Below are 18642 nucleotides of genomic sequence, written 5' to 3'. Positions count from 1 at the left end.
GGCGCAAAGACACTGGCGCGGCTGCTGTGGGGCCTTGCCTATCAGCGGCAGCCCGGCACGCTGATGCTGATCGATCGCCCGCATCTGGATTCCAACCCGTTCGACGCCGAGTCGTCCGAGCCGATTGTGCTGTTGCCCTCGCACCTGACCGTGCTCACCCGGCAGGCGGCCACGGCGCTGCGTCGCCGGCTGCCCACCAAACCCGACGGCACCGTGCGCTTGCGCACCCACGGACTCGATAAATGGTCCGCTGAATTCCAGGAATGGCGGGAAATGCCCAATGGGCAACGGGACTACCCCTATACGCCGAAACCCGTGGGCTGGGAGACCGCCGAACGTCTCGGTGGGTTACTGGTGTTAGCGGGCAGCCCTCAGACTTTGCGGCAGTGGGCTACTTACGCTGAACTGCTGCGCATCACGGAGCCATGGGACACCGACTACGAATATCTTTCGGCCACTGACGGCGAGATACAGATCTTCCGCCACTACCGACGCGAGGTTTCCATCGCTAAGCAGGCGCGGGCGGACGTCTTGGACGCTCCGCATCCCACCGAAAGCCAAATGCTGCGTGAACGCATCTGGGCGCGGGCCGCGGAGATTCGGCTTCAACGAGCCGAAACTGCCGGTGAACGCTCGATGATGGGCCCCGAATCGCGGACGCGCGGTGGTAATTTCGGCAAGTGAGGGCATTCGGATGGCTAGCCGTCGTCGTACTGTCGTTGGCATTAGCGCCGGTACCCCCCGTCGCGCAAGCGGCCCCTGGATGTCGCCAGCTGGATCCGGTACTGCCCTGGTACGGCGACGTCAGGGAACGGCTTCAGGTCGCTATCGACGCCAACAGCACCTGCACCGGGACCTGGCAGCGCCCCACCAAAGCGGTCGCGCTCTTCGACTGGGACAACACCGAGGTCAAGAACGACATCTCCGATGCCACCCTGGCGTGGATGCTGCGACACGACAAGATCCGCCAACCCCGCGACTGGCACGACACCAGCCGATTCATCACCGAGGCCGCGGCGACCGCGCTACGTGCGGCATGCGGCACGGCAGTTCCTGCCGGTCAACCGCTGCCGACATCCACCAACGTCGCCTGCACCGACGAGATCCTGGCGATAAGAGAAGGAAAGACGCACGGTGCTGGTTCGGGGGAACAGGAAGCATTCACGGGATACAACGAGCGCTGGAGCAATGGCGCCTACGTGTGGACCGTCGCGTTGACCACCGGCTACACCGCTGGCGAGGTCACCGAATTCGCGCTGGCGGCCAAACGAGAGAACCTCGACGCACCCGTCGGTGCCACACAGACCGTCGGCAGCACCACCGTGCCGGGCTATGTGCGGATCTACCCACAGATCAAGGACCTCATCGCCACGCTGCAGGCGCACGGCGTGAGCACCTGGGTGATCTCGGCGTCCTCGGAGGTGATCGCCAAGGTGTGGTCGCCGGAAATCGGTATCCCGCCGAGCCAGGTGATCGGCGTGCGGAGCGTCTATGACGCCAACGGACGCCAGACCCCGCACGTCAAGGGCTGCGGTGGGCAAGCCGATGGCGTCGACACCGTCATCACCTACGTGGATGGCAAGCGGTGCTGGGCGAACCAGGTGGTCTTCGGCGTGCACGGACCCGCCGCCTTCGACCCATTCGATGTGAACAAGCGCCAGATTCTCGCCGCTGGGGACTCAACCACCGACGTCACTTTCGTCGAGGACGCCACCGCGGCGCACCTCGTCATCAATCGCAACAAGACCGAACTCATGTGCCGCGCCTATGACGACGCCGACGGCAAATGGCTGATCAACCCCATGTTCATCGACCCCTATCCACAGGAAATGGATCCGTACCTCTGCGCGACAGACGGCCGCACCAACCCAGACGGCAGCACGGGACCCCTACTTCGGTCCGATGACACCGTCGTCCCCGACCAGAAGGACACCGTCTTCTCCATGGGTATGTAGCGAACTGTTAGTCTCGTACCCGGCCCGGGCGTGCCCTGATGGCTGCCGAAACGGTTACCCAACGCTGGGATCACCAGCTGATTCATCTAGCAGATCACATGGCGAGCTGCAGGATGCGCAGGAGGATGTGTGCTTTCCGCTTTTGTCTCTGCTCTCAGGACAGTTGACCTGAGGCGGAAGATCCTCTTCACCATCGGGATTGTGGTCCTGTACCGGCTCGGTGCGACCCTGCCCTCTCCCGGGGTGAACTACTCCGCAGTGAAATACTGCGTCGAGCAAGTCAGCAGTGGCGACTCGGCGCAGATCTATTCGCTGATCAACCTGTTCTCGGGTGGCGCGCTGCTGCAGCTGTCGGTGTTCGCGGTGGGCGTCATGCCGTACATCACGGCCAGCATCATCGTCCAGCTGCTCACCGTGGTCATTCCCCGGTTCGAGCAGCTCCGTAAGGAAGGCCAGTCCGGCCAGGCCAAGATGACGCAGTACACGCGTTACCTGTCGGTTGCGCTGGCGCTGCTGCAGTCCACGTCGATCGTCGCCCTCGGTGCCAGCGGCACTCTCATGCAAGGCTGTGACCGCAGAAGCGAGATCGTTCCGGATCAGTCGATCTTCTCGCTCGCGGTGATGGTTCTGGTTATGACCGCCGGATCCACCCTGGTGATGTGGCTCGGCGAGATGGTCACCGAACGCGGTATCGGCAACGGCATGTCGCTGCTGATCTTCGCCGGCATCGCGGCACGGATCCCGGCCGAAGGTAAGACCATTCTCGACAGCCGCGGAGGCGTCACCTTCGCCGCGGTATGCGTGGCGGCACTTCTCATCGTGGTCGGCGTGGTGTTCGTCGAGCAGGGCCAGCGCCGCATTCCCGTTCAGTACGCCAAGCGCATGGTGGGCCGGCGCATGTACGGCGGCACCTCGACCTATCTGCCGTTGAAGGTCAACCAGGCCGGCGTTATCCCGGTTATCTTCGCCTCGTCGCTGCTCTACATCCCGGGGCTCATCACCCAGCTGGTGCGCAGCGGCAGTCAGGACAAGACCGGCTGGTGGGACCGATTCGTCAGCACCTACCTGACTGACCCCAGCAACTACTGGTATGTCCTGATCTACTTCACGCTTATCGTGTTCTTCACGTTCTTCTACGTGTCCATCACCTTCAACCCCGATGAGCGCGCCGACGAGATGAACAAGTTCGGTGGCTTCATTCCCGGTATCCGTCCCGGACGTGCGACCGCCGACTACCTGCGCTATGTGCTCAACCGCATCACGTGGCCTGGATCGATCTACCTGGGCATCATTGCGATCCTGCCGAACCTGTTCCTGCAGATCGGGAACTCGGGCGGTATGCAAAACCTGCCGTTCGGTGGCACCGCGGTCCTGATCATGATCGGCGTCGGCCTCGACACCGTGAAGCAGATCGAAAGCCAGTTGATGCAGCGTAACTACGAAGGGTTCCTGAAGTGAGAGTGGTGTTACTCGGCCCGCCAGGTGCAGGCAAAGGTACGCAGGCGCAACTGATTTCGGAGAAGTTCGGCATTCCGCAGATCTCCACGGGCGACCTGTTCCGGTCGAACATCAGCGAGGGCACCGAGCTGGGGATCCAGGCCAAGCAATACCTGGACGCCGGGGACCTGGTGCCTAGCGAGGTCACCAACAAAATGGTCGAGGCGCGCTTGGACGAGGCCGACGCGGATACGGGGTTTATTCTCGACGGGTTCCCGCGCACCGTGGACCAGGCCGATGCGCTGGCCGCGATGGAAGAGGCCCGAGGCGTCAAGATCGACGCCGTCCTGGAATTCAAGGTGCCGGTCGAGGAGCTCGTGCAGCGGCTGCTGGGACGTGGCCGCGCCGACGACACCGAGGACATCATCCGCAACCGCCTCAACGTGTACCGCGACGAAACCGCACCGCTACTGGAGTACTACCAGGACGTGCTGCAGACCATCGACGCCGTCGGCACGGTCGATGAGGTCTTCGCGCGGACCTCACAGGCTCTGGGCCGGTAGGTCTTAGTGGGGCTGTTCGGCCGCAAGAAGACGGTGGAGCAGCGCACCGCCGGCGAGCTCGATGCGATGGCCGCCGCGGGCGCCATCGTGGGTGCGGCGTTGGTCGCCGTGCGTGACGCCGCCAAGACCGGTGTTTCGACGCTCGAATTGGATCAGGTAGCCGAATCGGTGATCCGGAATGCCGGCGCGGTGCCGTCATTCCTGGGCTACCACGGCTTCCCGGGATCCATCTGTTCCTCGGTCAATGACCAAGTGGTCCACGGAATACCTTCGGCGACAGCCATCTTGACCGAGGGTGACCTGGTCTCCATCGACTGCGGGGCAATCCTGGACGGTTGGCACGGGGATTCCGCATGGACCTTCGCCGTCGGCGCCGTCATTCCTGTCGATGAGGCATTGTCCGAGGCGACGCGCTTGTCGATGGAGGCCGGTATCGCGGCGATGATCCCGGGGAACCGGCTCACCGACGTGTCCCATGCGATCGAGCAGGGCACCCGCGCCGCCGAGAAACGGTTTGACCGTGCTTTCGGAATCGTGGACGGTTACGGCGGCCACGGCATCGGTCGATCGATGCATTTGGACCCGTTCCTGCCCAACGAAGGAGCCCCCGGCAAGGGGCCGCTCCTCGCGGTGGGGTCGGTGCTCGCCATCGAACCGATGCTGACACTCGGCACCACCCAGACCCGGATCCTCGCCGACGACTGGACGGTGGTCACCACCGACGGATCCCGGGCCGCGCACTGGGAGCACACGGTGGCCGTCACCGAGGACGGCCCCCGCATCCTGACATTGCGCCCGTAGGCGAACGAAATGCCTACTTGCCCTTGATGGATTCCGAGCGGGCGGTGGGGAAGCCGGCGATGCACGTAATCGAGTGATCACCCTGTTTCCAGGACCGGCTGGTCGGGTACAGGTAGGTCACGTCGATGCCGTCCTCCGCATATGTGCTGGGGGAGTAGCGCTCCAGGGCGTCGCCGCATCCCTCGGCGGCTTCTTCCATGACCGACATCGCGGGAACCGACGTGCCTGACAGTGGGAGCAACGCGTAGACCTCGGCCTTGTGTGGCTGTGAGCACGGCAGAGCATTTGTTGTGGTGTAGAACTTTTCGTCGCCGATGTCGGCGATGCAGTCACCAACGCGCAACTTCGTGACATCCATATCGCCCGAGCGGGTGACCTGCCCTGCATCGTCGCGCTTGGGTGAGTGGCTTGCGCCGATGGCCGCACCCACCACCGCCGCCGCGATCCAGAGCGACCCCAGGACGATGCCGGCAATTGCCATGCCGCGCCCCTTCTGTCCCCTCTGCTTGGTCTGGTTCAAGCCGATGACCCCGAAGATGATGGCGAGGATGCCAACGCAGATCGGGATGATGCCCAGGACGAGTGCGGCAATGGCAAACCCGTTGGTGCCCTGTGCACTTTGGATGGGTGGATACGCGCCCGCGGCGGGATAGCCGTAGGGCGACGACGGATACGCGGGGGGCGGGTACCCCGGTGGGCTAGCCGGAGGATACGGCGGGTATGACTCGGTGCCTGGGGGATTGGCCTGGGGGTAGGGCGGGTACGGCTCCGTGCCAGGCGGGACGGGCGGGTATCCGCTCGCCTGCGGAGGCACCACCGGTGGGTACCCGGGGCCCGCCGGAGTTGGGTACGGAGGGTACTCCGGTGACCCGGGATCCGAAGGCGGCGGCCCGGCAGGCGGATACGACATGCAGGGACTTTAGCAAACAGGGGGTACGTGTGGGGGGCGTTGCGGATCAGCCGGACAGGCCATCGAGGTACGCCTGCACCTCGGCGGCCACCGGCAGCAGCCCCGAGTCTCTCGCTTCAACCAATGACGGTGCCGCGCTGTCCTTCTCGGAAATGAGGAATGAGAGCGTGCTGCCGTCGGCGGTGGTGGTCGGCCACTCGATGCCGATAGTCGTATCCAACGGATCGACACCGTGTTCCCGCCCGGGGGCATATCCGGAGGAGCACAGGTAGACCACTGTGGAGTCGTTCTGGAGGGCGAGGAATCCGTGGCCGACACCCTCCGGGACGTACACGGCGCGACGGTGATGGGGATCGAGCAGGACACCGTCCCATGCCCCGAAGGTCGGCGAACCGACACGGATGTCGACCACCACGTCGTACACAGAACCGGTGAGGCAGGTGACGTATTTGGCCTGTCCTGGCGGCACATCGGCGAAGTGGATACCACGAAGCGAACCGGCAGCCGACACCGAGCAATTGGCCTGTTGCAGGTCGAAGGAATGCCCGATGGCCTCGGTGAGCAGGGGGCTCTTAAACCACTCGAGGAAGACCCCACGGTCATCGCGGTGCTGCACCGGGGTGATTTCGAAGGCGCCAGGTACCGCGAGCTCGCGAATCTGCATGTCAGTTCCCTCTGTTCTTCGCGCGGGCGCTCATCACTGTTGTCTGTTCTTCGCGCGGGCGCTCATCACTGCCCCCGCGCGGCGTATTGAGCTTCCACGCTGTCCTTGATGGGTCGCCACCATTCCTCGTTATCGCGATACCAGGCGATGGTGGCGGTCAGTCCGCTGGTGAAGTCGCGATGTGTCGGTTGCCAACCCAGTTCATCGCGCAGTGGCGTCGGGTCAATGGCGTAGCGCAGGTCATGACCGGCGCGGTCGGTGACGTGATCGAAGTCGTCGGGAGCCCGGCCCATCAGCTCAAGGAGGGTGCGGAGGACCGACAGGTTGTCTTGTTCCCCATCAGCCCCAATGAGATACGTGCGTCCGATGATGCCGGAGTCGATGATGCGCCAGACCGCGCTGTTGTGATCGTCCACGTGGATCCAGTCCCGGACGTTGGCGCCGGCCCCGTACAGGCGAGGACGGCGACCCGTCAGGATGTTGGTGATCTGTCGCGGAATGAACTTTTCCACGTGCTGATACGGCCCGTAGTTGTTGGAGCAGTTGGAGATCGTCGCGCGCACCCCGAACGACCTCATCCACGCACGCACCAACAGATCGGCCGAGGCCTTGGTCGCCGAATATGGGCTCGACGGGTTGTACGGGGTGTCCTCGGTGAACCGGTTCGGGTCGTCAAGCTGAAGGTCGCCGAACACCTCGTCGGTGGAAATGTGGTGCAGGCGCACGTCATGGCGGCGCACCGCCTCGAGCAGTGTGTAGGTGCCAATGATGTTGCTGCGCAGGAATGGTGACGGATCGGCGAGGGAGTTGTCATTGTGTGTTTCGGCAGCAAAGTGCACCACCACATCGCTGTTCGCTACCAGTCGATCGACCAACTCGGCATCGCAGATATCGCCCTGGACCAGGTCCACGGAGCTGGTAACCGGCACCAACGATTCACGGCTACCCGCATAGGTAAGCGCATCGAGAACCGTCACCGAGACGTCGGGGCGCTCACGAACGGTTGCATGTACGAAATTGGCTCCGATGAAACCGGCGCCGCCGGTCACCAAGATTCGCATGCTGTAACCCTAGTGGGGGACTATCGAAGCGCGTCCGCCACCGACGTCAATGTGCCGACCAAGCCCTTATCGCCCAAGACCTGAATGAGTACCTGGCTGGCGCCGGCGTCGATGTGCTCGTTTAATCGCGCGGCGATTTCCACCGCGGTGCCGTGCGCCACCACAGCATCGATGAATGCGTCACTACCCGGTGAAGTGACGTCCTCGTCACTGAAACCGATTCTCTTCCAGCTGTTTACGTAGTTGCTCAACTGAAGATAGAAGTCGACGGTGCGCCGGCCGATCGCACGCGCACTCTCCGCGTCTGTGCTCAGCACCACCTTGTGCTCGGGAACGAGCAGCGCATCCGGACCGACGATCTCACGGGCCTGGCGGGTGTGTTCCGGTGTCGTCAGGTAGGGATGGGCGCCAGCGGTGCGATCCGCGGATAGCTTCAGCACCTTGGGCCCCAAGGCGGCGAGCGCTCGCCGCTCCTTGGGGACACCCGCGGCATCCAGCCCATCCAGGTACTCGATGAGGGCGTCGTAGGGCTTGCGGTACTCGGCCGAAGCCTCCGGATGCCCGGCGCCAACGCCGAGCAGAAACCGTCCGGGATAGGCCGCCTCGATGCGATGGAACGAAGCGGCCACCTCATCGACGGGGGAGGTCCAGATGTTGATGATGCCGCTGGCAACCGTGAGATTCTCGGTTGCTTCGAGCAACGGTTCCACGTACGCAAGATCGGAGGTGAACACACCGCCGATCCATACCGAGCCGTAGCCCAGATCCTCGATCGCCTTGGCCTGCTCCGGCGTGACCGGACCGCCGTTCCACACACCAAATCTGCTGAGGTTCGATTCGCTCATATCGCGTCCCAACTTCGCGGGGGGTTCGGCTATTCCTCGGTCCATCCCCCGCTTAGGCAGCTTGGGGCGTCGGTGCCGGGGCAGGGGTGGGCTATTCCTTGCCCAATTGGGTGCGGTTCAGCAGCTCGGGGAGGTCGATGCCCGAAACCTTAAGACTCTCAACTACTTTCGCCACCGCCTGCGGGCTAACCCCGAAGAGGGTGCCCAATGCGTCCTGGGCGTCGCCGGAGCCGCCGATAATGGACAGCCTTTCGATCTCACCGAGCGGTTTTGCGGCGGCCTCGGTGGCCTGAACGACGGCGGCCAGGATGTCCGGCAGCGTCAACAGGCGGGCAGCCTCCGGTGTGTAGGCGTTGAGCGCCGCGGCGACCTCCTTCTTACCGTCGGCCTCCGCCAGCAGCTTGGCCTTGATGCCATCCGCCTCGGCGATGAGCTTCGCCTTGGAGCCGTCGGCCTCGGCGATCAGTTTGGCCTTGGCGCCATCGGCAGCCGCCTGCTGCTCCACCCGGAATGCGTCGGCGGCCGCCTTACGCGCGTCGGCCTCCGCGGAACCCTTCTGACGTTCGGCTTCAGCATCGGCCTGCGCCTTCAGGATTGCGGACTGTCGGCTGCCCTCGGCGATAGCGATATCGGCCTGACGACGTGCCTCGGCGGGGGCGATGACGTCTGCCTGCAGCGCGGCCTGCGCCTGCTCGGTGCGGCGCAACTCCACCTCGGTACGGGCCTGTACACGCGCGGCCTCTGCCTGCTCGCGGGCAATACCCACGTCCTTCTCGGCGCGTGCCTGGGCCAACGGGCCGGCCTGGTCGGCCTGCGCGTTCTCCGCCTCGGTTTGCGCGCGCAGCCGCGCCAGTTCCACGTCGCGTTTCTGGGTCGCGGTCGCGATGGCGGTATCGGCCTCGGCCTGCGCGATGGAGCCGGCCTGCCGGGCCTGCGCGGACCGGATCTGTGCGTCCCGCTCGGCTTCGGCAGTGCCGACCGTCGCGTCGCGGCGGACCTCGGCGATACGGCGCTGGCCGAGTGACTCCAGGTATCCATTGCGGTCCGAGATCCCGGCGATCTTGAGGACGTCGACCTCCATACCGATGCGGGAGAGGTCACCGCCGGCCTCCTCGACCACGCTGCGCGCCAGCGAGTCGCGGTTGGAGTTCAGATCTTCCACGGTCATGGTGGCGGTGATGCCGCGCAAGCTACCGGCGAGGATCTCGTTGATCTGCCGTTGTAGCTCACTCAGATCCGAGGTCAGGAAGCGCTGGACGGCGGTCTGCACGGCCTCGTCGTTGGAGCCAATTCGTACCAGGCCGACGGCCTCGACGTTGACCGGAACGCCATTGTTCGACAACGCGTTTTGCAGATTGATGTTCACGTTGAAGGGTTCGAGCGACATGATGTCCACCCGTTCGATACCGGGCATCTTGAACCGGGCACCGCCGCGCACCACCTTCGGCTGGCCGCGCCCGGTGAACACCGCGACCTCATTGGGCGGCACCTTGACGTAGTTGCGCACATAGACCAGCGGCAGCGCCACGAAGATCACCAGCGCCGCGATGGCGATGATGACGATGATGAGAAGCGAACTCATGCGGGGTTTCCTTAATAGTTTGAACTAGTGGAGTGAGTTGGGGGGTGCGTCGGGAATGCTGACGACATGCAGGTATTCGGGGTCCACGTCGGCGATGTAGACCGCGGCATTCTTGGCCAGCCCTTCGGGTTCATCGGTAATGGCGCGTGAATGCACCCGGTTGCCATCGGCGTCGGTAAAGGTGATCTCGCCCCACCCGCCTCCGGTCGGCACGTCAAGGGTCACCGTGCCAAGCCTGCCGACATACGATGCGCGACCCGAATGCGAGTTCGCCTGCTGGCGTCGCAGGTATGTCAGGAAAAGTTGCAGGATCGACACCAGCGCAACCGCGCACACCACGGCGGTGATTGCCGTGGGCAGCGGCGCGATACCGAGCGACGATCCGACGAATCCGCCGGCGCCCGCACCGGTCAGAGCGGCAGAAAGGGAGGTCAGGCTAAGAAATGGCATTCCGTCGCCGTGGCCGATATCGGTCAGTAGCAGCGCCGAGAGCACCGCGACACCACCGACGACGAAGGCCGCCAAGTACGCAATCGTCAGACCGTCCACTCGACCCCCTCCCCGTTGCCGACGGCAATGTTCGCCACTACCGACATAGGTACCACGGATCGGTCCGGCTGGCTACGGCGCACCCGCCTGAGCGGGCACTCCCGGGTTCTCTCGCGGTACCGTCATGGGGTGGCTCACCTCGCGGCGGTATCGGCAGACGCGCGTCGGGATATCACCGATGACGCCGTCGTGATCGTCGGCGGCGGACCTGTCGGCTTGCTCGCTGCCACGGTGTTGGCTCGCCGGGGAATTGCCGTCGTTGTGCTGGAGGCCGCTGGCTCGAAAGAGCGTCAGCGGCATCGGAACTGCGCCACTTTCGTCGGACATTCGACACTGCGCCGATACGACAGGGTGGCTCCCGAACTCGGCGCACGGCTGCGCGACTCGGCGTTGGCGGTTCATGGCGTCCAGACCTTCTATCAGGGCCGGCCGGTGTTCGTCATGTCCTCCTACGCCCCCTCGCGGATACCTGGCCCGTGGAATCCCGCGGCCTGGGGAATGAGCTTGTCGCAGCGCACAATTGAAGATGAGACGTTGGCCGAGGCGCTGAGCCTGGGGGTGGAGTACCACCCGGGGTCAGCTGTCACCGACATCAGCACCGATCACACCGGAGTACGGCTCACCCTCGCGAGTGGCGGTCGGGTGCGTGCGAGCTATGTCATCGCCGCCGACGGGGCCAAGTCGGCCATCCGTCAGGCGCTGGGAATAGGTATGTCGGAGCGTCCACCGTCCCCGTCGTGTGTGGTGATCGACGTCGAACCGCTCCCGGACGGCGGCACGGTGGACCTTCCCGTGCAGATCCAGTACCACCACCCGGATCTTGGCGAACGGCACGCCATTCGCTTGCCGTACCCCGACGGTTTACGGCTCGATGTCCAGCTCCTGCCCAAGGATGAGACGACACCGACGACCGAACAGGTGCGTTCCTGGGTCACCGCGCTCACCGGTGACGACTGGTACGCCGACCACATCAGGTCGGTCGAGGTGCATCAAACCGTTCAAGGGGTTGCCGCCAGTTACACCGACGTCAACCGCCGGGTGCTGCTCGCGGGTGAAGCCGCCCACCAATTCGCTCCGCTGGGTGGACGCAGCCTCAACTCGGGCGTGTCCGACGCCGTCGCGGCTGCAGAGGCCATCGCGGAGGCGCTGGGCGAGTCCAGCGATCTGGCCCAGGCCTGGTTGGCGATCAACCGCAGTGCGCGCGAGCGGCGCCGTTCGGGAGTGCGTAACCGGATGTTGTCAGTGCGGGCCCAGCGAGTCCTTGACGGTTCCGATGTGTCGATGCGGGCCAGGCGGACGGTGGCCGCCAAATCCGCGCCTCACGTTTGGCTTGCGGGCGCGTGGCTGACGGCCGGCCTGGTGCGACCCACCGCGATTCCGCATATCAGCAGGTCGGGAGTCACCTGGTCTTAGGGATCGACGGCCTGCGCGGCCTTCCACGGCCGGTTTGGTTTGGTGGCGTTACGCGGGTATCGTTGACCAACGGCGCGGCTTCCGTGCCGACTATCTGCGTGCCCAGTCCTGGATTTTCCTGTCACCGGCTCACGTTCGAGGGTCGGTGGGTGTTGCCGTGTCACGCCGGCGATAGCCGGAGCAGGCAATCAGAATCGCGGAGGATATGGCGAAGAAAGACGGAGCCATCGAGGTCGAGGGCCGGGTCGTCGAACCCCTGCCCAATGCGATGTTTCGCATTGAGCTGGAGAACGGACACAAGGTGCTCGCCCACATCAGCGGCAAGATGCGGCAGCACTACATCCGCATCCTGCCCGAGGACAGAGTGGTGGTGGAGTTGTCTCCATACGACCTGTCCCGCGGTCGGATCGTTTACCGGTACAAGTAACAGAAGAACAGGATTGGGAACGTGAAGGTCAACCCGAGCGTCAAGCCGATCTGCGACAAGTGCCGCGTTATTCGCCGGCACGGGCGCGTCATGGTGATCTGCCAGGACCCCCGCCACAAGCAGCGGCAAGGTTAATCAGGCCTCCTGATTACCAACACAACTGAATGATGACCTCCCAGAACCACTGATCGGAATCGCTGGTCAGACACCCCCGGAACGGAGGCCGGGGCCCCAACCTAGAGGGGACGGACTGGGAACAGACCTTCGTTGAATGAAAGAGGAACTGCCGCATGGCACGTCTAGTAGGCGTTGACCTACCGCGCGATAAGCGTATGGAAATCGCGCTCACCTATATCTATGGCATTGGCCGGACCCGCTCCAAGGAGATCCTGGCCGCCACGGGCATCAGCCCCGATCAGCGCAGCAAGGACCTGACCGATGATCAGGTGACGCAGCTGCGTGAATACATCGAAGCCTCGCTGAAGGTCGAGGGTGACCTGCGCCGCGAGGTGCAGGCCGACATCCGCCGCAAGATCGAGATTGGCTGCTACCAGGGCCTGCGCCACCGTCGCGGCCTTCCGGTACGCGGTCAGCGGACCAAGACCAATGCGCGCACCCGTAAGGGACCCAAGCGCACCATCGCCGGCAAGAAGAAGGCTAGGTAACCCCGATGGCACCACCGAAGAAGGGCGCCGGTTCCGGCCCCAAGAAGGCGCAGAAGACCCGCCGCCGGGAAAAGAAGAACATTCCCCTCGGCGCCGCGCACATCAAGAGCACGTTCAACAACACCATCGTGTCGATCACCGATCCCTCGGGCAACGTGATCGCGTGGGCGTCCTCCGGCCATGTCGGCTTCAAGGGTTCGCGCAAGTCGACCCCGTTCGCTGCACAGCTGGCTGCCGAGAACGCGGCTCGCAAGGCGCAAGAGCACGGAGTCAAGAAGGTCGACGTGTTCGTCAAGGGTCCCGGCTCAGGCCGCGAGACCGCCATCCGCTCGCTGCAGGCCGCCGGCCTCGAAGTAGGCGCGATTTCCGATGTCACTCCACAGCCGCACAACGGTTGCCGTCCGCCCAAGCGGCGCCGGGTCTAAGGGAGGTTTGAACTAATGGCTCGTTATACCGGACCCGTCACTCGCAAATCCCGTCGTCTGGGCGTCGACCTCGTCGGTGGCTCCAGCGCGTACGAGAAGCGTCCTTACCCCCCCGGCCAGCATGGTCGCGCGCGTGTCAAGGAGAGCGAATACCGCACACAGCTGCAGGAGAAGCAGAAGGCCCGCTTCACCTATGGCGTGATGGAGAAGCAGTTCCGTCGCTACTACGCCGAGGCCAACCGGCACTCGGGCAAGACCGGCGAGCAGCTGCTGCAGATCCTGGAAAGCCGCCTCGACAACGTCGTGTACCGGGCCGGCCTGGCCCGCACCCGACGGATGGCACGCCAGCTGGTCAGCCACGGCCACTTCACCGTCAACAACGTGAAGGTCGACGTGCCCAGCTACCGCGTGTCGCAGTACGACATCATCGATGTCAAGGACAAGTCGCTGAACACGCTGCCCTTCGAGGTTGCCCGCGAGACCGCTGGCGATCGACCGATTCCGGGCTGGCTGCAGGTTGTCGGCGAGCGCCAGCGCATCCTCGTGCACCAGCTGCCCGAGCGTGCGCAGATCGACGTGCCGCTCACCGAGCAGCTGATCGTCGAGTTCTACTCGAAGTAATCGGTTTGTGGACATTCGTCCACAAACACCACTGACCGGCATCAAATAGCGGGTGCCGAGAAGGAGATAGAAGAAGAATGCTGATTTCTCAGCGCCCCACCCTGGCCGAAGAGACGCTGTCCGACAACCGGTCGCGCTTCGTCATCGAGCCCCTGGAGCCGGGATTCGGCTACACCCTGGGCAACTCGCTGCGGCGCACCCTGCTGTCGTCCATCCCGGGCGCGGCCGTCACCAGCATCCGGATCGACGGTGTGCTGCACGAATTCACCACGGTTCCCGGAGTGAAGGAAGACGTCACCGACATCATCCTGAACCTCAAGAGCCTGGTGGTGTCCTCGGAGGAGGACGAGCCCGTCACCATGTACCTGCGCAAGCAGGGGCCGGGCGCCGTCACCGCGGGTGACATCGTGCCGCCCGCCGGCGTGACCGTGCACAACCCCGACATGCACATCGCGACCCTGAACGACAAGGGCAAGCTGGAGATCGAGCTCGTCGTCGAGCGCGGTCGCGGTTACGTCCCGGCCGTGCAGAACAAGGCCTCGGGCGCCGAGATCGGGCGTATCCCCGTCGATTCCATCTACTCGCCGGTGCTCAAGGTCACCTACCAGGTGGACGCCACCCGCGTCGAGCAGCGCACCGACTTCGACAAGCTGGTGCTGGACGTCGAGACCAAGAACTCGATCACCCCGCGTGACGCACTGGCCTCGGCCGGTAAGACGCTGGTTGAATTGTTTGGGCTCGCGCGGGAATTGAACGTGGAGGCCGAAGGGATCGAGATCGGGCCGTCGCCCGCCGAGGCAGACCACATCGCCTCGTTCGCGCTGCCCATCGAGGATCTGGACCTGACCGTCCGGTCGTACAACTGCCTCAAGCGCGAGGGTGTGCACACCGTCGGCGAGCTGGTTGCCCGCACCGAGTCGGATCTGCTGGACATCCGCAACTTTGGTCAGAAGTCCATCGACGAGGTGAAGATCAAGCTGCATCAGCTCGGCCTGTCTCTCAAGGACAGCCCGACCAGCTTCGATCCGTCCGAGGTCGCCGGATACGACGTGGCCACCGGCACCTGGTCGGACAGCGCGTCCTACGACTTCGACGGTGACCAGGACTTCGCCGAAACCGAACAGCTTTAACACAAATCCGTCCCGGTCCTACCTGATACGGGGGCCGGCCCCGAATAGGAGATAGTTGCAATGCCCAAGCCCACTAAGGGTCACCGGCTCGGTGGATCGTCTTCGCACCAGAAGGCACTCCTGGCCAACCTGGCCACCGCGCTCTTCGAGCACGGCCGGATCAAGACCACTGAGACCAAGGCCCGCGTGCTGCGGCCCTACGCCGAGAAGCTGATTACCCACGCCAAGAAGGGTGATCTGCACAACCGCCGCGAGGTGCTCAAGAAGATCCGCGACAAGGACGTCGTACACGCCCTTTTCGAAGAGATTGGCCCGTTCTACTCCGATCGCAACGGTGGCTACACCCGCATCATCAAGGTCGAGAACCGCAAGGGCGATAACGCGCCCATGGCGATCATCGAACTGGTGAAGGAGAAGACCGTCACCTCCGAGGCCGACCGGGCTCGCCGGGTTGCGTCTACGCAGAAGGCGGAGAAGGCCGGACCTGTCGAGGAGGCCGTCGAGGTCGAAACCGACGTCGCAGACGATGCGGCTGCTGAGGCGGAGGCCGCCGAAGATAGCGCAGCCGAGTCCGCTGAGTCCGCCGAGAACACTGAGGCCAAGAAGGACTGACCGTTGGTCACGCAGGAAACTGACGAACAACCCGCCATCTCCGATGGCGGGTTTGTTCGTTTGCGGCTCGATATCGCCTACGACGGAACCGATTTCGCAGGCTGGGCTACTCAAGTGGCCCAGCGCACCGTGGCGGGCGTGCTGGGTGAGGCATTCACGACCATCGTGGGGGCGCCGGTAGTGATGCATGCCGCCGGACGCACCGACGCGGGCGTGCATGCGACCGGCCAGGTGGCACACATCGATGTGCCGGCGGCATGTCTTCCTGAGCTACGCGGGCGCTACCGCCCCGAAGGCGCTCCAGAATTCGATCGGCTGGTCCGACGGCTCTCGCGTTTCCTGCCCAATGACGTTCGGGTGCTCGATATCTCGCGAGCCCCCGCCCATTTCGACGCCCGGTTCTCTGCGCTGCGGCGCCACTACGAGTATCGGCTGTCCATGGCGCCGTTCGGAGTGTTGCCGATGGAAAGGCATCACATTGTCGGGTGGCACCGTCCACTCGACGTCGATGCGATGAATGAGGCGTCGCGGAATCTGCTGGGGTTAAACGACTTCGCGGCCTTCTGTCGTCATCGCGATGGTGCTACCACTATCCGCGAGTTGCAACGATTCGATTGGACAGTTGGCGGACATCGGCTGACGTCGCGGGTGAGCGCCGACGCCTTCTGCTGGTCGATGGTGCGCTCGCTGGTGGGCGCGGTGCTTGCCGTGGGGGAGGGCAGACGACCTGTGCAGTGGTGTACAGATCTGCTGACGAGTGAAAGGCGTTCAAGCGAATTCGCCGCCGCGCCGGCTCGTGGACTGACGCTCGTCGGGGTCGACTATCCGCCGGACGGTGAGATGGCGGCGCGCGTGCTGATCACCCGCGACATTCGGGTGCGGCCGACCACGGATTAGCGTCTCGTGACCTTCGCGATTTGCCTGATCAGCATGAGATCAAGGGTGCGCCGATCCACCGGATACGTGGTGTCGCCCATGCCCGTGACGGCGATGCCGATATTGCCGATCTGCACCAGGTATGTCGTGAGCTCAAGGCTCACCGGGTTTCCGCTGTCAAAGGTCATCGATGCGGAGACCGCATAGGCGGCACCATCATTGACGACCTCGGCGGGAAGTACGAGCGGATGCACCGTGGCGGTCCCGGATGCCTTGTCGCCGACCAAGTTGATTGTCTTGCAGCGCTGTATCCAATCCCGTGTTTGAGTCAGGACAGTGCCATCGCTATACCCGAGACTGACGAGAACATTTGATGTCGTATCGGTGTTGAAGGCCCAGATGCCGACTGCATCGGTGAGATTGGCTGGCACAGAGAAAGCGCATCCCGGTGGATCGGTGGGCTCATCGCGATCGTCACGGCCACCGATAGGTCCGCCCTTATCGAAAGACTCCCAGCCGGGGCCCGGAAAGTCCGCGATCGTGACGAGTTTGGGTGCGAGATCTGGTTGTGCGGAAGCAGGACTCGCCGCCGTCAGGGCGATCATGCCGATCGTTCCCGCAAACACCAGAAACCGCTGAACCAGTCGATACCCTCGCGACAACGTTCCCCCAGTTGAACTCGATTGATGTCCCTGGATTAAACAGTGTCCGGCAGGCTTAGGCGAGCGCTTGTCCTCTGGCTATTGCGCAGACTCGCCTTCACCGTGCCGATTGAGTTTCGATGCGACGAACGCCGCGGCCTCAGCGGGCAATCCGGTGCGTTCGTAGGAAGTGTGAGCGTCCCAGCTGTTGTTGGGCCCCGCCATGCAAATCGGATCTCCTTGGTTGCAGAGATCGATTGCGCGCGAGCCGAACACGCCCGCGATACCGCTCAGCGGGCCGCCGGTGCGGTGTGTCGCGTTGCCGAACGTCGCGATGGCGACAATCCGATCGCCTACGGCCGCGGGCAGTGGACGGCTGAACCCGATGCCCACATTCGGAACACCGATGAGGGTGTCGACCACCTCGGCGCCCATCGAATACCCGCCGACCACAAACTTGGTCCGGGGGCAGCTCGCCGCCACCGATTGCAGGTGACTGCTGAGGTCGTTGGCTCCGCCGCCGGCCGAGAAGATCCCAGCGTCGTAGTTGACGGGATAGATGTTCATGGTGGCCCCGGTGGACTCGACGCGCGGGGTCAGCGAGTCGACGAATTCGTCGCCGACTCGGCCCAGCCCGACCGGTTCCTTGCGGCCCCGCGCAAACGACACGTCCACATCCGAACATGGATCCGCTGACGCGGTGGGGACCGGATGTACGAGCCCGACAACATTCACCGCTGACAGTGCAAACACCGTCAGGGCCACAAAAAAACTTAGGACAACGCCGACCCTCGTGCCCCGCCGATGCGTGGTCACGCCACGATGCTACGGGTCAAGAAGGTCTCGCGCGTCGTTTTTGGAGTGTGCCTGGCTTTACAGCTTGCCTGCCACGAACGACGCGGCCTGTGCGGGCAGATTGGTCTGCTCGTAGGTTTGATGGGCGGTCCAGGACCGGCCGCCTTCTTGGCAGACGGGGTCACCGGGGTTGCACTGGTCAATCCAGCGTCCGGCAAGCGGCCCGGTCATCGCGCCGCCGCGGTGGTCGATGTTCCCGAATGTTGCGATCCCTCGGATCCGGTCGGCGATGTCCGGCGACGGGTTGTTGGCGACGTCGTTGACGACGGTTGCGCCCATCGAGTACCCGCCGATCACTAGCTTGGTGTTAGGGCACGATGCCGCGACTTCGCTGAGGTGGCCTCGTAGGTCGTCCGCGCCTTCGCCGGTGGAAAGCAGGCCTGCGCTGTAGTTCACGGCGTAGACGCTCATCTTCCCGACCTTGTTCCGCAGAGCGCCGACAAAGGCGTCACCCACCCGGCCGAGGCCCGGCGCCTCGTCCCGGCCACGGGCGAAGGACACATCGACTGCGGCGCAAGGATCGGCGGTCGCGGGCGCGGGCTGCGAAATGGTCATGAGGCCCGTGAGCATGAGCAGGGCGGCTACCAGAAATGCGCTCCGGCGGACGTGC

General features: G+C 64.2%; 22 protein-coding genes and 1 pseudogene. 14 read left to right on the top strand and 9 right to left on the bottom strand.

The window, feature by feature from the left end; genetic code table 11:
- Positions 1–12 precede the first annotated feature (12 nt).
- The 5 genes from FZI91_RS03555 (at position 13) to map (ending at position 4756) form a co-directional block, all read left to right on the top strand.
- Positions 13–684 carry a hypothetical protein gene (locus tag FZI91_RS03555; RefSeq protein WP_239001814.1) on the top strand — a complete coding sequence of 224 codons (672 nt, stop codon included), beginning with the start codon at positions 13–15 and terminating at the stop codon, positions 682–684.
- Positions 681–1955 carry a haloacid dehalogenase-like hydrolase gene (locus FZI91_RS03550; protein WP_162526228.1) on the top strand — a complete coding sequence of 425 codons (1275 nt, stop codon included), beginning with the start codon at positions 681–683 and terminating at the stop codon, positions 1953–1955. Before FZI91_RS03555 ends, FZI91_RS03550 begins: the two co-directional genes overlap by 4 nt.
- Positions 1956–2084: 129 nt before the next feature.
- Positions 2085–3413 (top strand): preprotein translocase subunit SecY, encoded by a 1329-nt coding sequence (gene secY / locus FZI91_RS03545; protein WP_162526227.1) that lies wholly within the window; start codon positions 2085–2087, stop codon positions 3411–3413.
- The gene (locus FZI91_RS03540; RefSeq protein WP_309224142.1) at positions 3410–3955 is read left to right on the top strand and encodes an adenylate kinase; all 546 of its coding nucleotides are present in this window, start codon (positions 3410–3412) and stop codon (positions 3953–3955) included. The genes secY and FZI91_RS03540 overlap by 4 nt, the downstream gene beginning before the upstream one ends.
- Positions 3956–3961: 6 nt before the next feature.
- Positions 3962–4756, top strand: a complete 795-nt coding sequence (gene map / locus FZI91_RS03535) for a type I methionyl aminopeptidase (protein ID WP_162526226.1) — start codon at positions 3962–3964, stop codon at positions 4754–4756.
- A gap of 13 nt (positions 4757–4769) precedes the next feature.
- Here the strand turns inward: map and FZI91_RS03530 are convergent, their stop codons facing one another.
- The 6 genes and pseudogenes from FZI91_RS03530 to FZI91_RS03505 form a co-directional block, all read right to left on the bottom strand.
- Positions 4770–5666, bottom strand: coding sequence for a DUF4190 domain-containing protein (locus FZI91_RS03530; protein WP_155937212.1), 897 nt, complete (start codon positions 5664–5666; stop codon positions 4770–4772).
- 46 nt (positions 5667–5712) lie between these two features.
- A complete protein-coding gene (locus FZI91_RS03525) occupies positions 5713–6330 on the bottom strand; it encodes a dTDP-4-dehydrorhamnose 3,5-epimerase family protein (RefSeq protein ID WP_155937210.1) in 618 nt (205 codons plus the stop codon).
- A 65-nt stretch (positions 6331–6395) separates the two neighbouring features.
- Positions 6396–7391, bottom strand: a complete 996-nt coding sequence (gene rfbB / locus FZI91_RS03520) for a dTDP-glucose 4,6-dehydratase (protein WP_155937208.1) — start codon at positions 7389–7391, stop codon at positions 6396–6398.
- 20 nt (positions 7392–7411) lie between these two features.
- A complete protein-coding gene (locus FZI91_RS03515; RefSeq protein WP_155937206.1) occupies positions 7412–8236 on the bottom strand; it encodes an LLM class F420-dependent oxidoreductase in 825 nt (274 codons plus the stop codon).
- Positions 8237–8265: 29 nt separating this feature from the next.
- Positions 8266–9818: pseudogene (locus FZI91_RS03510) on the bottom strand (flotillin family protein).
- Positions 9819–9842: 24 nt separating this feature from the next.
- Entirely contained in the window at positions 9843–10367 is a 525-nt protein-coding gene (locus FZI91_RS03505; RefSeq protein ID WP_162526225.1) for an NfeD family protein, read from the bottom strand.
- A gap of 129 nt (positions 10368–10496) precedes the next feature.
- Between FZI91_RS03505 and FZI91_RS03500 the strand changes: the two genes are divergently transcribed.
- The 9 genes from FZI91_RS03500 (at position 10497) to truA (ending at position 16557) form a co-directional block, all read left to right on the top strand.
- Positions 10497–11780, top strand: coding sequence for an NAD(P)/FAD-dependent oxidoreductase (locus FZI91_RS03500; RefSeq protein ID WP_162526224.1), 1284 nt, complete (start codon positions 10497–10499; stop codon positions 11778–11780).
- 205 nt (positions 11781–11985) lie between these two features.
- On the top strand, positions 11986–12207 hold the full coding sequence (gene infA, locus FZI91_RS03495; protein ID WP_003418601.1) for a translation initiation factor IF-1: 222 nt from the start codon (positions 11986–11988) through the stop codon (positions 12205–12207).
- A 21-nt stretch (positions 12208–12228) separates the two neighbouring features.
- Positions 12229–12342: a 50S ribosomal protein L36 gene (rpmJ, locus tag FZI91_RS03490; protein ID WP_003886927.1), complete on the top strand. Its 114-nt coding sequence runs from the start codon at positions 12229–12231 to the stop codon at positions 12340–12342.
- A 155-nt stretch (positions 12343–12497) separates the two neighbouring features.
- Positions 12498–12872, top strand: coding sequence for a 30S ribosomal protein S13 (gene rpsM, locus FZI91_RS03485; protein WP_155937203.1), 375 nt, complete (start codon positions 12498–12500; stop codon positions 12870–12872).
- 5 nt (positions 12873–12877) lie between these two features.
- Positions 12878–13297: a 30S ribosomal protein S11 gene (gene rpsK, locus FZI91_RS03480; protein WP_155937201.1), complete on the top strand. Its 420-nt coding sequence runs from the start codon at positions 12878–12880 to the stop codon at positions 13295–13297.
- A 15-nt stretch (positions 13298–13312) separates the two neighbouring features.
- A complete protein-coding gene (gene rpsD, locus FZI91_RS03475) occupies positions 13313–13918 on the top strand; it encodes a 30S ribosomal protein S4 (protein ID WP_155937200.1) in 606 nt (201 codons plus the stop codon).
- Positions 13919–13995: 77 nt separating this feature from the next.
- Positions 13996–15048 (top strand): DNA-directed RNA polymerase subunit alpha, encoded by a 1053-nt coding sequence (locus tag FZI91_RS03470; protein ID WP_155937199.1) that lies wholly within the window; start codon positions 13996–13998, stop codon positions 15046–15048.
- A 60-nt stretch (positions 15049–15108) separates the two neighbouring features.
- Positions 15109–15660, top strand: a complete 552-nt coding sequence (gene rplQ / locus FZI91_RS03465; RefSeq protein WP_155937198.1) for a 50S ribosomal protein L17 — start codon at positions 15109–15111, stop codon at positions 15658–15660.
- 3 nt (positions 15661–15663) lie between these two features.
- Complete coding sequence (truA, locus tag FZI91_RS03460) at positions 15664–16557, top strand: tRNA pseudouridine(38-40) synthase TruA (protein WP_155937197.1); 894 nt, start codon at positions 15664–15666, stop codon at positions 16555–16557.
- Here truA and FZI91_RS03455 read toward each other — a convergent pair.
- The 3 genes from FZI91_RS03455 to FZI91_RS03445 form a co-directional block, all read right to left on the bottom strand.
- Positions 16554–17162, bottom strand: coding sequence for a hypothetical protein (locus FZI91_RS03455; RefSeq protein ID WP_155937196.1), 609 nt, complete (start codon positions 17160–17162; stop codon positions 16554–16556). The genes truA and FZI91_RS03455 overlap by 4 nt on opposite strands.
- Positions 17163–17276: 114 nt before the next feature.
- Positions 17277–17993 carry a cutinase family protein gene (locus FZI91_RS03450; protein ID WP_162526223.1) on the bottom strand — a complete coding sequence of 239 codons (717 nt, stop codon included), beginning with the start codon at positions 17991–17993 and terminating at the stop codon, positions 17277–17279.
- Positions 17994–18050: 57 nt separating this feature from the next.
- The gene (locus tag FZI91_RS03445; protein ID WP_162526258.1) at positions 18051–18602 is read right to left on the bottom strand and encodes a cutinase family protein; all 552 of its coding nucleotides are present in this window, start codon (positions 18600–18602) and stop codon (positions 18051–18053) included.
- Positions 18603–18642: the final 40 nt, after the last annotated feature.

Source organism: Mycobacteroides sp. CBMA 271 (genome assembly GCF_009729205.1).
GTDB lineage: Bacteria > Actinomycetota > Actinomycetes > Mycobacteriales > Mycobacteriaceae > Mycobacterium.
The sequence above is the reverse complement of the archived record's forward strand: the minus strand, read 5'-3'. Positions and strand labels throughout refer to the sequence as shown.

Excerpts from the sequence above, each read along its gene's own strand:
- FZI91_RS03530 (WP_155937212.1), bottom strand. The coding sequence starts at position 5,666 with ATGTCGTATCCGCCTGCCGGGCCGCCGCCTTCGGATCCCGGGTCACCG.
- FZI91_RS03525 (WP_155937210.1), bottom strand. The coding sequence starts at position 6,330 with ATGCAGATTCGCGAGCTCGCGGTACCTGGCGCCTTCGAAATCACCCCG.
- rfbB (WP_155937208.1), bottom strand. The coding sequence starts at position 7,391 with ATGCGAATCTTGGTGACCGGCGGCGCCGGTTTCATCGGAGCCAATTTC.
- FZI91_RS03515 (WP_155937206.1), bottom strand. The coding sequence starts at position 8,236 with ATGAGCGAATCGAACCTCAGCAGATTTGGTGTGTGGAACGGCGGTCCG.
- infA (WP_003418601.1), top strand. The coding sequence starts at position 11,986 with ATGGCGAAGAAAGACGGAGCCATCGAGGTCGAGGGCCGGGTCGTCGAA.
- rpsM (WP_155937203.1), top strand. The coding sequence starts at position 12,498 with ATGGCACGTCTAGTAGGCGTTGACCTACCGCGCGATAAGCGTATGGAA.
- rpsK (WP_155937201.1), top strand. The coding sequence starts at position 12,878 with ATGGCACCACCGAAGAAGGGCGCCGGTTCCGGCCCCAAGAAGGCGCAG.
- rpsD (WP_155937200.1), top strand. The coding sequence starts at position 13,313 with ATGGCTCGTTATACCGGACCCGTCACTCGCAAATCCCGTCGTCTGGGC.
- FZI91_RS03470 (WP_155937199.1), top strand. The coding sequence starts at position 13,996 with ATGCTGATTTCTCAGCGCCCCACCCTGGCCGAAGAGACGCTGTCCGAC.
- rplQ (WP_155937198.1), top strand. The coding sequence starts at position 15,109 with ATGCCCAAGCCCACTAAGGGTCACCGGCTCGGTGGATCGTCTTCGCAC.
- FZI91_RS03445 (WP_162526258.1), bottom strand. The coding sequence starts at position 18,602 with ATGCTCACGGGCCTCATGACCATTTCGCAGCCCGCGCCCGCGACCGCC.